At 65.9% G+C, this 11,966-nt stretch carries 10 protein-coding genes; 7 read left to right on the forward strand and 3 right to left on the reverse strand.

Annotation, left to right across the window (positions count from 1 at the left end):
- Nucleotides 1-26: 26 nt before the first annotated feature.
- Nucleotides 27-890, reverse strand: coding sequence for a hypothetical protein (locus OTER_RS15590; RefSeq protein WP_012375889.1), 864 nt, complete (start codon nt 888-890; stop codon nt 27-29).
- 105 nt (nt 891-995) lie between these two features.
- Here OTER_RS15590 and coaE point away from each other — a divergent pair, with 105 nt between their 5' ends.
- From coaE to OTER_RS15620, 6 genes are all read left to right on the forward strand, one after another.
- Nucleotides 996-1,580, forward strand: a complete 585-nt coding sequence (coaE, locus tag OTER_RS15595; protein ID WP_012375890.1) for a dephospho-CoA kinase — start codon at nt 996-998, stop codon at nt 1,578-1,580.
- 72 nt (nt 1,581-1,652) lie between these two features.
- On the forward strand, nt 1,653-3,530 hold the full coding sequence (rho, locus tag OTER_RS26680) for a transcription termination factor Rho (RefSeq protein WP_083767753.1): 1,878 nt from the start codon (nt 1,653-1,655) through the stop codon (nt 3,528-3,530).
- 83 nt (nt 3,531-3,613) lie between these two features.
- Nucleotides 3,614-5,302 carry a GspE/PulE family protein gene (locus tag OTER_RS15605; protein WP_237702368.1) on the forward strand — a complete coding sequence of 563 codons (1,689 nt, stop codon included), beginning with the start codon at nt 3,614-3,616 and terminating at the stop codon, nt 5,300-5,302.
- 93 nt (nt 5,303-5,395) lie between these two features.
- Nucleotides 5,396-6,478: a type IV pilus twitching motility protein PilT gene (locus OTER_RS15610; RefSeq protein ID WP_012375893.1), complete on the forward strand. Its 1,083-nt coding sequence runs from the start codon at nt 5,396-5,398 to the stop codon at nt 6,476-6,478.
- A 75-nt stretch (nt 6,479-6,553) separates the two neighbouring features.
- The gene (locus OTER_RS15615) at nt 6,554-8,236 is read left to right on the forward strand and encodes a GspE/PulE family protein (protein WP_012375894.1); all 1,683 of its coding nucleotides are present in this window, start codon (nt 6,554-6,556) and stop codon (nt 8,234-8,236) included.
- Between the two features lie 13 nt (nt 8,237-8,249).
- A complete protein-coding gene (locus tag OTER_RS15620; RefSeq protein WP_012375895.1) occupies nt 8,250-9,569 on the forward strand; it encodes a type II secretion system F family protein in 1,320 nt (439 codons plus the stop codon).
- Between the two features lie 32 nt (nt 9,570-9,601).
- On the opposite strand, the gene OTER_RS15625 is transcribed toward OTER_RS15620, so the two are convergent.
- Nucleotides 9,602-10,594: a 3'-5' exoribonuclease YhaM family protein gene (locus OTER_RS15625; protein ID WP_012375896.1), complete on the reverse strand. Its 993-nt coding sequence runs from the start codon at nt 10,592-10,594 to the stop codon at nt 9,602-9,604.
- A 119-nt stretch (nt 10,595-10,713) separates the two neighbouring features.
- Between OTER_RS15625 and OTER_RS15630 the strand changes: the two genes are divergently transcribed.
- Entirely contained in the window at nt 10,714-11,346 is a 633-nt protein-coding gene (locus tag OTER_RS15630; protein ID WP_012375897.1) for a DUF2238 domain-containing protein, read from the forward strand.
- A 30-nt stretch (nt 11,347-11,376) separates the two neighbouring features.
- Here OTER_RS15630 and OTER_RS15635 read toward each other — a convergent pair whose 3' ends face one another.
- Nucleotides 11,377-11,949, reverse strand: a complete 573-nt coding sequence (locus OTER_RS15635; RefSeq protein ID WP_012375898.1) for an isochorismatase family protein — start codon at nt 11,947-11,949, stop codon at nt 11,377-11,379.
- Nucleotides 11,950-11,966: the final 17 nt, after the last annotated feature.

An 11,966-nucleotide genomic window follows, 5' to 3' on the forward strand; every position in this document is an offset into this window, starting at 1 on the left:
GGCAGGCGCGCCCCGGGGACGCAGCACTACGCAACGCGCCGAGGCAGGTGTGCGGCGCGCGCCTCGATCAGGGTGATGTTCCGCTCCACGGCTTCGAGATATGCGTTCCGGCCGTTCGGATACGGCGTCGCAAGATAACGGTGGGCGCCAAGAAACTCGTCATCCAGCTTCGGTCGGACGACCTTGCGCCAGAACGCCGGCGTGCGTGCGATCAGATCCTCGGGCGAAGCGAACGCGCGCTGCGCCGGAGGGACGTGGAGGTAGTCGTCGGATTCGCTGAACTCGGCGTAAAGAATCTCCAGTTCGTCGGGATAATCGAGCGCCGCCATCTGGCCGAGGTAGTCCGCCGTCGCCAGCGCGCAGCCGATGAAGCGCTCCGTCGCGTTGCTGAAGTGCAGACCGTGCGCCTCCTGGGCCGGGCCGGTGCAGTTGATCGCACCGAGCACCCCGGCGATCTCCGCTTCGGTGGCGCCCAGCACCGGGAGATAGCTCGCGGCAAACGCGCAGCTGCGCAGCACATGACAATACGTGTATTTGGCGCCCGTGCCGGCGCTGTCGGAGCGGAGTTTCAGGTAGCCGGAGTCGTGCAACAGCGCGGCGGCGATCGCGAATTCGAATCGGCGGGCCGTGATGGCGTCGGTTTCACCCGCCTGCCGACAGCCCTCAAGCAGCAGCGCGAGGCACACGCTGGCCTGCAAGGTGTGCTCCAGGTCGTGATAGCGCAGGTCGATCGGACCGTAGTCCGGATGACGGCCAGTGAACAGGGCCTCGACGTCCCGGAACATCTGACGGAGCCGGGCCGGGCTTTCACCGGGGAAGTGCGCCAGAAATCGAGCTTCCACGAACGCGGCCACTGCGGCTGGATTCTTGGTGTCGACCGGCGGGAACATCGGGGTTGAACGGGGGAGCCGGAGGGGCGGCCACGCGGCCCGACGGCGGCCCCATTAAGAATTTGCGAAATTCGCAGGCAAGTCGAAAGCTCGGCCGCACACTACATGATTTTAGGTATCACGGGAGGGATCGGCTGCGGCAAGTCGACCGCCGCCGCGGGCTTTGAGCGGCACGGGTTCCGGCGATTGGATTCGGATGCGCTCGTGCGCGAGCGCGTGCTGGTTTCCGCGGAGGCGAAGGCCGCGCTGCAGCAGCGCTATGGCGCGGAGGTGTTCGCGCCTGATGGCGGGGTGGATCGGGCGCGGGTGGCGGCGCGCGTGTTTGCGGACGCCGCCGAACTGCGCTGGTGGGAGGAGTTCGTGCATCCGCGGGTGTACCAGCTGTGGCGCGAAGCGTTTGCCGCGGCGCCGGCGGTGGCGTGGGCCGTGGAGGTGCCGCTGCTTTTCGAACAGCAGCTGGAAAATTGGTTTGATTTCACGATATGCGTCGCCTCTGCTCCGGCTCAGCAACTCGCCCGACTGGAGCAGCGCGGTCTCCCTCGCGCGCTCGCCGAGCAACGAATTTCCAAGCAACTGCCACTGGCGCATAAAATCGAATTGGCCGATTTTGTCCTCTGGAACGACGGAGCGCCCGAGTTCCTCGCGGATCAGATCACCCGGCTGGTCGAAACCTTGCGGATCGCGCGTTGAACGCTCCGCGGCGACTGGCGCCTCACTTTACCGCCCGACCGGGCGCATCTAGCTGTTATCACACATTCCACCATGCCTCCGAAATCCGAGGATGAAAACGTTGCCCGCGAGGCCGACACCGGCGAAGCGAAGAAGCCCGTGCGCCGCCGCACGTCCCGACTGACGCGTTCGCGCGCGCCGAAGCGCGCCGCCGAGGCGGCGCCGGCCGAAACCGCGGCGCCCGCCGCGAAAGTCGAGGCGCCGCCCCCCGCACCGGAGCCGCCGCGTCCTGCGCAGGCGGAACCGCCGCCGCCGGCCCGCTCCGAACCTGAGCGCGCACCGGCTCCGCGCGAAGAAGCCGCGCCGACGCCGCCGCCGGCGGCGCCGGCACCCGGACCGGAGCGCAGCGCGCCGTCGATGCAAGCGGAACCCAGTCCTGCGCCGAGTGGCGGCGGAGGTGGTCAGCAAGGCGAGTGGCAGGACCGTGGAGGAGGAGGAGGTGGCCGCGATTTCTGGAAACGCAACAAGCGGAAGCGCGGCCGGCACGGTGGCGGCCACTGGCAACCGGGCGGCCCCCCGCGCGAGCAGCATCCCCCGCAGCCGCCGCCTCCAAGCAATGCGCCGGTGCTGGGTGACCTGCCGAATCCGTCGCGCTTCACCGATCTCGCCGCGCTCGAGAAACTGGCGCAGGAGATCTCCTCCGGCGGCGGCGAGCCGATCTGGTTGAACGAACTCTACGCGCTCAATCTCGCCGATCTCACGAGTTTTGCGCGCGGGATGGGCGCCAGCTTTGAAGGCGCGCCCAACCGGAAGCAGTTGTTGACGCAGGTGATCACCGCCGCCGCCGAGCAGAAGCGCCCGATGCGCGACCGCGGCTACATCGACGTGACGGATCGCGGCTGTTTCATCGTGCACGAGCACGTGAACTACCGGCTGTATCCGGACGATGCTTATCTGCCGGAGAGCTTGATGCAGCTTTACGGGTTGAAGCGCGGACATCGCGTCGAAGCGCTGGTGCAGGCCCCGCAGGCGGGTGAACGCTGCCCGTCCGTGGTGCGCGTCGACAGCGTGATGGGCATGCCGCCCAGCGAGATTTCCAAGGTCACTCCGTTCGAGGAGCTGATTCCATACTATCCGCTGCAGCGGATTCTGCTGGAGCTCGAGGAGCCGCAGAAAGACGTGTCCATGCGCGCCGTGGACATCCTGACGCCGATCGGGTTTGGCCAGCGTGCGCTCATCGTGGCGCCGCCGCGCACAGGCAAGACGATCCTCCTGCAGAATATCGCGAACTCGATCACGGCGAACAGCCCGCAAACGAAGCTCATCCTGCTGCTGATCGATGAGCGGCCCGAGGAAGTGACGGATTTCCGCCGCCACACCAAGGGCGAGGTGGTTTCGTCGACCTTCGACGAGACGCCGGAGAGTCACGTGCACTGCGCGGAAATGGTCATCGAGAATGCCCGCCGCCGCGTGGAGCAGGGCGAACACGTGGTGATTCTGCTCGATTCGATCACCCGACTGGCGCGGGCCTACAACGCGCTCGCCGGCAACCAGGGCAAGACGATGTCGGGCGGTCTCGAGTCCAACGCGCTGCAGAAGCCGAAGCGGTTCTTCGGCTCGGCGCGTAACATCGAAGGTGGCGGCAGTCTGACGATCGTCGCCAGCGCGCTGATCGACACTGGCAGCCGGATGGACGAGATCATCTTCGAGGAGTTCAAGGGCACGGGTAATTGCGAACTGCACCTCGACCGCGGGCTCGTGGAACGCCGGATTTTCCCGGCCATTAACATCGACCGCTCAGGCACCCGCAAGGAGGAGCTCATCTACCATCCGGAGGAGCTGCAGCGCATTTACGGGCTGCGGCGCGCGATGCAGGGCCTGGGCCCGATCGAGTCGATGGAGATGCTCATCACGCGGCTCAAAAAGACGAAATCCAACGCCGAGTTCCTACTCGGTCTTAGCCGTACCTGAGCCGGCGCGTGGCCCCGCCCGACTCGGGGCAAAATGCAGGATTGATGCAACGGGCTTCGCTGCGATAGTGGCGGAGTCCGGCCGTGTCCACGTCCACCGACGATCCTGTTCTCCGGCTCATGCCGGAACGAGGCCTCCTGTCAAAAGCGCAGACCTCCACCGCGTGTGCGTCCGCCGCAGCGGTGGAGCGGTTGGCGGGGCAGTTCGGCCTGCCGATCGCGAGACTTTCCGCGGAGGTTCGGATCGCGCCCGAGGTGCTGGCGCTGGTGCCGCGGGTGTTTGCAGCGCGCCATGGATTGCTGCCGCTCGCGGCCGACGCGGAGAGTCTGCAGGTCGTGGTGAGTGATCCGCTCGCGACCGCGGGCGTTGACGAACTCAGCCAGCAACTCGGTCGTCGCATCGACATCGCTTTGGCCACGTCGGCCCAGATTGCCGAAGCGATCGAACGATGCTATGGCTCCGCTCCCGCCACGAGCCACGGCGAAGATCAACACGACGAACCCCGCCTCGAAGTCGCCAGCGCCACGCCGACACCGACCACGATGACTGCAGGTGGAGCGACGGCGATGGCGGATGACGAGGCCGATGCGCCGATCATCCGCTTCGTGCAGTCGATCATTGCGCAGGCGGTGCGGCGCCGAGCCTCGGATATTCATTGGGAGCCGCTCGAGCGGCGTTTTCGCGTTCGTTACCGGATCGACGGGGTGCTGGTCGAAGTGGAGAACCCGCCCAAGCGACTGCAGCTCGCCGTGGTTTCGCGGATCAAAATCATGGCGAACATCTCGATCGCCGAGAAACGCCTGCCGCAGGACGGCCGCATCGCGATCACGATCGACGGGCAGGCGCTGGATTTGCGCGTCTCGACCTTGCCCACGGCGCATGGCGAAAGCGTGGTCATGCGGATCCTGGACAAGGCGAGCCTGCGTCGCGGGCTGCCGGAGCTCGGTTTCGCGGCGGATGATCAGGCGCGGTTCGAACGCCTGCTCGCGTTGCCCGATGGGATGGTGCTCGTCACCGGGCCGACGGGCTCGGGCAAGACAACGACGCTGTATGCCTGCTTGCAGCGGCTGAACCTGCCGGATCGCAAACTCATCACCGTCGAGGACCCAATCGAGTATCAACTCACCGGCATCAATCAGGTGCCGGTGCGTCCGGAGGCAGGAGTCACCTTCGCGGCGGCGCTGCGCGCGATCCTGCGGCAGGCGCCGAATATCGTCATGATTGGCGAAATCCGGGATCTGGAGACAGCGGAGATCGCGATCCACGCCGCGCTTACCGGGCACCTGGTGTTTTCGACGTTGCACACCAACGACGCCGTCGGCGCGGTGACCCGGCTGATCGATCTAGGGGTGAAACCATTTCTGGTGGCGAGCGCGCTGCGGGCGGTTTTGGCGCAGCGGCTGGTTCGAAAAACCTGTGAAAAGTGCGCGCACCCGTATGAGCCGCCAACGGCGTTTCTGGCCGCGCTGAACATCCCGCCGGCAGTCGCGTCCGCGGCTCGCTTCCGCCGCGGGACGGGCTGCCCGGCGTGCCTGCGCACCGGTTATCGCGGACGGACGGGCATTTTTGAACTGTTGGAAATCGACGATGAGCTGCAGCGCCTGATCCATGCGCGCAGTCGGACGGCGTTGCTGCGGGCCCATGCGCGTGCCGCCGGCATGCGAAGCTTGGCCGAGGACGGAGCGCGGCAGGCCAGCGCTGGTTTGACCACCGTCGAGGAAGTCGTCTCGATCACGGTCGGTGACGCCAGCCAAGGTCCAACCTTCCAATGATGGGTTTCACGTGACCAACCCCGTCTGCCGCCGCGGCGTCGCGTGCCTGCCGGCGTCGTCACGGAAATCCGCCACCCCTCCTTTCCCAGCATCATGAGCTACGAAATGAACGAACTGCTCGACCTCGTGGTCGACCAAAATGCCTCGGATCTCCACCTGCAGGTCGGCCAGCCGCCGACGCTCCGGATCAGTGGCAGCATGCTGCCGATCGAAGGGCCGAATCTCACCCCGGCGGATACGGAGAAACTGATGCTCTCGGTCACGCCGGACAATCACATCAGCAGCGTGAAGCTCAACGGCGGCGCGGATTTCGGGTTCGCGTTCGGTGAGAAGGCCCGGTTCCGCGTGTCGGTGCTCAAGGCCAAGGGCAACTACGGCATGGTGCTGCGCCAGATTCCCTACAAGATGTTTGGGCTGCGGGACATTGGACTGCCGGACAAGGTGCGCGAGTTGCTCTACCGGCCGCGCGGGCTCATTCTCGTCACCGGCCCGACCGGGTCCGGCAAATCGACGCCGCTCGCGTCGATGATCAACTACATTAACGAGAATCGCGACGGGCACATCATCACGATCGAGGATCCGATCGAGTATTATCACAACCACAAGCGGTGCGTGGTGACGCAGCGGGAGATCGGTTCGGACGTGCCCAGTTTCGCGGAGGCGATTCGCCGCGCGCTGCGCCAGGATCCGGACATCATCCTCGTCGGCGAAATGCGCGACCTCGAGACGATCGAGGCGGCGATCAGCGCGGCGGAAACGGGACACCTCGTGTTCGGCACGCTGCACACCAACAGCGCGGCCAAGACGATTGACCGCATCGTCGACGCGTTTCCCGCGACGATGAAGGACATGATCCGGACCCAGCTTGCTTCGTCGGTGCAGGCGGTGATTTCCCAGGTGCTGTGCAAGAAAGTCGGCGGCGGCCGCATCGCCGGCTACGAGATCATGATCACCACGACGTCGATCGCGTCGCTGATCCGCGAGAACAAGACGTTCCGCATTCCGTCCGACATTCAGACCGGCGCGAACCTTGGGATGATCACCATGGATACGCACCTGATGAGCCTCTTCAACCGGGAGCTCATCAGTGCCGACGAATGTGTGGAAAAAGCGCAGGATCCCGTGGCGATGCGCGAGAAGCTCGTCGGCATGGGCGCGAAGCTGAAGACCCTGTGATCCGCTAATTGACCGGCCGCGCGTTCGGCGCGGTCCGCGCCGCGCGCGCGACCTATTTCTGTCGTCGTTCCCGTTATGTTCGAGAGCCACAATCAGGCGATCGACGAACTGCTGCGCGGGCCGCTGCAAGTGCCGGCAGAGCCGATCGAGGCGTTGCATGAGGCTCACCGCGCCACCGGCAAATCGCTCGCCGACCTTGCGGTCGAACTGGGGGTGGTCGAACGCCGCGAGCTGTTGTCCGCGGTCGGCCGCTCGCTGGGCTGGCGTTGCGCCGACGAGTTGCCCGCGACGATCTCGAGCGAGCTGTGCGCTGCGGTTCCCGCCCGCACTGCGCGCCGGCTGGGGGTGTTCCCGCTGCGGGCACAGGGACACAATCTCGAACTGCTGGCGGTGGACCCGTTCAACCACCGGCTCGCGGAGGATCTCACCTTCGCGCTCGAACGGGACGTGCAGTTGGTCGTCGGGGATCCGACCGCCATTCTGCATCTCATTCGGCAGTGCTACGGCGAGGACGATACCACGCTGGAAGAGGTGCTGCGGGAGTTCGAAGCGGGAGCGCCGCTTGGTGGAACGAACGGACTGTCGCAGGATGATCTCGCCGCGCTCGCCGGGCGGCCACCTGTGGTGCGGTTCGTCGACGTGGTGCTGAGTCAGGCGGTGCGCGCCCACGCGAGTGACGTTCACTTCGAGCCCTTCGAACACGAGTTCAAGATCCGCTATCGCGTCGACGGCGCGCTGTACGAAATGGCTCCGCCGCCCAAGGCGCTGGCTCTCCCGGTCACTTCGCGCCTCAAGGTGCTGGCCGACCTGAACATCGCGGAGCGGAGAGTACCGCAGGATGGTCGCATTCGGCTGGTGGTGGACGATCACCCGGTGGATTTGCGCGTGTCGACGCTGCCGACCCAGTTCGGCGAGAGCGTCGTGTTGCGCGTCTTGGATCGGTCCGCGGTCCATCTCGAACTCGGCGAGTTGGGGATGCCCGAGGATGTGCTCCGTGGAATCACCGGCACGATTCGCCGGCCCAATGGGATTCTCGTGGTGACCGGGCCAACCGGCTCGGGCAAAACCACGACGCTTTACAGTGCGTTGCGGGCGATCAACTCGACCGAACTCAAGCTGCTGACCGCCGAGGACCCGGTGGAATACGAGATCGAAGGCATCATGCAGGTGCCGGTGAATCCGGGTATCGGACTCAGCTTTGCCGCGGCGCTGCGGAGCTTCCTGCGGCAGGATCCGGACGTCATCCTGGTCGGGGAAATTCGCGATTTGGAGACAGCGCAAATGGCAATCCAAGCCTCGCTGACCGGCCACCTGGTGCTTTCAACGCTGCACACGAATGACGCGGTGGGCGCGATCGCCCGGCTGCTCGATCTCGGCGTGGAACCGTTTCTCCTCGCATCGACGTTGGAAGGCGTGCTCGCGCAGCGGCTCGTGCGGCGAGTGTGTGTGCGGTGTCGCACGCAGCGCGTTCCCTCGCGTGAGCTTGGCGCGCAATTGGGCGGATTCGAGAACGAACCGCTCTGCGCCGCCGGGCCGGGGTGTGCGGAGTGTGGTGGCACGGGTTATCGCGGGCGCCGGGGGATTTTCGAGTGGCTGCGGATCACGGAAGGGCTACGCGAGATGATCGTCGCAGGCGCGCCGAGCCAGGATCTCCGCCGGCAGGCCGTCGCCGGAGGGATGCGGACGTTGCGGGAGGACGGGCTGAGAGCGCTGCAGGCCGGGGTGACGACGATCGAGGAAATCGTGCGCTACACCTAAAGGCCAAATCGACATGCCGACGTTCCGCTACTCCGCCATCAACGCCGCGACCGGGCGCGAGTGCGCCGGCCGCATCGACGGTCGTTCGGCGGAAGACGTTACGCGCACGCTCAAGTCGCGCGGTTTGGCGCCGACGTCGCTGACCTGCATCGAGGAACTCGTCGAAGCGGGAACGAGGTCGGTTCACGGGCGACGGCGGCCCGAGGGCAACGGCTCGGCGGGCATTCGGCGCGAGCCGGCGGCGGTCGTGGCGCCCCGTACGAAACGCTGGCGCGGCGTTGCTTTCGGTCGGCCGGTGAGCGCGCGAGCGCTGGCCTTGTTCACCCGGCAACTCGCCACGTTGGTGCGTGCGGGCATGCCGCTCGTGCGCGGCCTCGAGGTGTTGGCGCGACAGGAAAGCGGCCCGCGATTTCGCGAAATCGTGAATGACCTCGCAGCGACCATTCGCGCGGGTGAGAGCCTGTCCGAAGCGCTGGCGCAACATCCACGCGTGTTCGATCGCCTGTACGTGAGCATGGCGCGGGCAGGCGAGGCGGGCGGGGTGCTCCATGTCGTGCTGGAACGTCTGGCGGCGTTCCTCGAGAAGTCGGCGCGACTGAAAGCCCGGATCGCGGCGGCGATGACCTACCCGGTGATCGTGCTCGCGCTGGCGGGCGGAATTGTCGCGGCGCTCATGGTTTTCGTGGTGCCGCGCTTCGAGCAGATTTTCAGCGGGCTGCTGAAGGGGCAACCGCTGCCGACGCTGACGCGCCTGGTGCTCGGTGTGAGCGGAATTTTTCAACATCACGGCGGATGGTGCCTCGCCCTTGTTGCGATCGGTGTGATGGCGTTCGCGCTGGTGCGACGTACCGCACGCGGCCGCAGTGCGATCGACTGGGCAAAGTTGCATTGCCCGGTGGTCGGTCCGCTGTTGCTCAAGACCGCCATCGCGCGTTTCAGCCGGACGCTCGGCACGCTGCTGGCGAGCGGTGTGCCGATTTTGCAGGCGCTGCTGATCACGCGCGACACGAGCGGCAATACGCAGGTGAGCGCGGCGATTGCGCTGGTGCACGAACGCGTCAAAGCCGGAGAGAATGTGGCCGGGCCGCTGGCCGCGAGCGGGGTGTTTCCGGCGATGGTCGTCGGACTCGCCGAAGTGGGTGAGGAGACGGGCAAGCTGCCGGAGATGCTCGGGCGAATCGCTGACGCCTACGAAGAGGAGGTCGACAACGCCGTCGCGGGTCTCACCGCGATGATTGAGCCGGTGCTGATTGTGGTGCTCGCGGTGCTGGTGGGCACGGTCGTGCTGGCGCTGTTCCTGCCGATCATCTCGGTGATCCAATATCTGCAGTGACGCGCCCTTGAGGCGGAGCGCGACAATCGCCGTCAGCGCGGAATTTTCTTCGTCAGCAGCGGACCGTTGAGACCGGGCAGGCGCTCGGAAAATTCATCGGTTTCATTCGATTGTCGGAGCGCGCGCTGCACCATGCCCATCTTCGCGTCGAGGTTGTCGATCATCGACACGAACACCGCTTCCGGCGTGGCGGCGTAGACGGCCGCGCCCCATTCGGGTTCGCCTTGATGAGAGAGAATGATGTGCTCGAGCCGCTCCAGCAGGTCGGCCGGAAGTTTCGCCTTCATCGCCGCCTTGCGGGCGAGCTGGTAACCGAGCACCACGTGACCCTGGAGAATGCCGCGACGGCTCCGTTTCGTGGCGAGCGTGCCCTCGTATTCGATCGTCTTGCCGGTGTCGTGAAGCAGAATGCCCGCCATCGCGAGATCCGGATCCACCTCGGGATAGAGCGGCAGCAGAGCCCGGCAAGCGCGCGCCATGTGCGTCGTGTGCTCCAGCAAACCGTGCCGATAAGCGTGGTGCATTGACACCGCCGCGGGCGCCCAGCGAAAGGAGTCGCCGATTTCGTCAAACACGCCGCGCACGGTCGCGCGCAGTTCGGGTTGCGCGATACCGTCGATGAAGGCGCTAATCTCCGCCCACAAGCCCTCGGGATTTTCGGGCGCGACCTCGACGAGGCTGTCAAGCAAACCGGGCGCGCCGAGTTCCTCCTCGGACAGGACGGAGGCTCGCGCGAGCTTCGGCGACAGCCGTCCTTGGTAGAAATCGATTTTCCCCTCGACGCGAATCACGGCGCCTTCGCCGCCGCTTTTGAGCACTTCGAAGACCGGGCTGTCGCCAAAGACGGTGCACGAGCACGAGCCGGTGCGATCGCCGATCTCCACGCTGTAAAAGGTGTTTCCATTCGAAGCGGTCTTCGCCGCGAGCTTCTTGATGACGACCAGGCTCGAGAACGTGCGGCCGTTGTCCGAGGTGGTGAAGTGCTTGAGGTCGCGAATGCAGGAGAGGCAGAGGTCGTCGGACATGGTGAATGAGATCGAGCCGACCTTGGGCCATGCCGGGCGAAGCGACAAGTTCGGGCTTTCGGGGTGCGGCGCGTTTCGTCGGCGTTGATTTCACGACCGAGCTCGGAGAGAACGAGCGCATGGACCGCCGCCTCGTCTGGTTCGTCGCCCTCCTTGTGCCCGTGTTGGCATGGTCGTGGATTCACCCGCACGACCGGTTCACGTGGTGGTTGGAGGTGCTGCCGGTGGTGATCGGCGTGCCGCTCGTCGTGGCGTTCCACCGGCGGTTTCCGCTCTCCACGCTGCTGCTCGTATTGATCTGGTGCCACTGCGTGATCCTGATCGTCGGCGGACACTACACGTATGCGCGGGTGCCGCTGGGCGACTGGGCGCGCGAGTGGTTCGGTTGGTCGCGCAACCACTACGACAAACTTGGGCATTTTGCCCAGGGGTTTGTGCCCGCGATCCTCGCGCGTGAACTGCTGGTCCGCACCTCGCCCTTGAAGGCCAGTCGCTGGCTCGGTTTCTTGGTCGTGTGCGTCTGCCTGGCCTTTTCGGCGTGCTATGAACTCATCGAGTGGTTGACGGCGATCGCGAGCGGAGCTGCGGCGGAGGATTTTCTCGGAACTCAAGGTGATCCTTGGGATACGCAGACTGACATGGCCATGGCGCTCGTCGGTGCGGTGTGCGCGCTGGTCGCGCTCAGCCGCTGGCACGATCGCTCGATCGCACGTGTACTGGTGCGGGCGCGGAAAAACGAAACCGCACCGTAGTGCCGCCACGAGACGGCCGCGGAACGGCCGTCACGCGGCACTCGTCGCGGTCTTCACCAACTGTGTGTAGGCCTTGAAGAATGGGTGCGTCACGTCGCGAAGTAGCGAGTAGAACACCGTCTCGCTCGGCAGGACGTGCGCGCCGGCGCGGGTCAGCGCATCGAGACAGACGCGGGCATCCTCAGGACGTCGCGCGCTGAGGCAGTCGCTCAGCAGCGTCACGGCGAAACCGGCAGCGAGTGCGTCGACGGCGGTCTGGTAAACGCAGACCGAAGTCTCGATGCCGCAGAGAAGCAGATGCTCCGGTTTCCGCGCCGCGATGTCCTGCCGAATGCCCTCGTCGCCCAGCGCGGAAAAGGCGTTCTTCCCCAGGACGGGAGCGCCCGGCGCGAGCGCGAGCAATTCCGGCGCGGTGCCGCCGAGCTTCTGCGGCACCTGCTCCGTGAACAACAGTGGCACGCCGAGACCGGCCGCCGCCTGAATCGCGAACGCGCAGCGGCGCTGCAGTGCTGCGGAATCAGCGACGGCCTTTAGGAACACGGGCTGCAGGTCGACGCAGAGCAGAAGCAGATCGGCGACGGTGGCGGACGGAGTGGAAGACATGCGCACCGAGGCTAGTC

The organism is Opitutus terrae PB90-1 (assembly GCF_000019965.1).
In the GTDB taxonomy this organism is placed as follows: Bacteria; Verrucomicrobiota; Verrucomicrobiia; order Opitutales; family Opitutaceae; genus Opitutus; species Opitutus terrae.

Excerpts from the sequence above, each read along its gene's own strand:
- OTER_RS15610 (WP_012375893.1), top strand. The coding sequence starts at position 5,396 with ATGAGCTACGAAATGAACGAACTGCTCGACCTCGTGGTCGACCAAAAT.
- rho (WP_083767753.1), top strand. The coding sequence starts at position 1,653 with ATGCCTCCGAAATCCGAGGATGAAAACGTTGCCCGCGAGGCCGACACC.
- coaE (WP_012375890.1), top strand. The coding sequence starts at position 996 with ATGATTTTAGGTATCACGGGAGGGATCGGCTGCGGCAAGTCGACCGCC.
- OTER_RS15615 (WP_012375894.1), top strand. The coding sequence starts at position 6,554 with ATGTTCGAGAGCCACAATCAGGCGATCGACGAACTGCTGCGCGGGCCG.
- OTER_RS15625 (WP_012375896.1), bottom strand. The coding sequence starts at position 10,594 with ATGTCCGACGACCTCTGCCTCTCCTGCATTCGCGACCTCAAGCACTTC.
- OTER_RS15635 (WP_012375898.1), bottom strand. The coding sequence starts at position 11,949 with ATGTCTTCCACTCCGTCCGCCACCGTCGCCGATCTGCTTCTGCTCTGC.
- OTER_RS15620 (WP_012375895.1), top strand. The coding sequence starts at position 8,250 with ATGCCGACGTTCCGCTACTCCGCCATCAACGCCGCGACCGGGCGCGAG.
- OTER_RS15630 (WP_012375897.1), top strand. The coding sequence starts at position 10,714 with ATGGACCGCCGCCTCGTCTGGTTCGTCGCCCTCCTTGTGCCCGTGTTG.
- OTER_RS15590 (WP_012375889.1), bottom strand. The coding sequence starts at position 890 with ATGTTCCCGCCGGTCGACACCAAGAATCCAGCCGCAGTGGCCGCGTTC.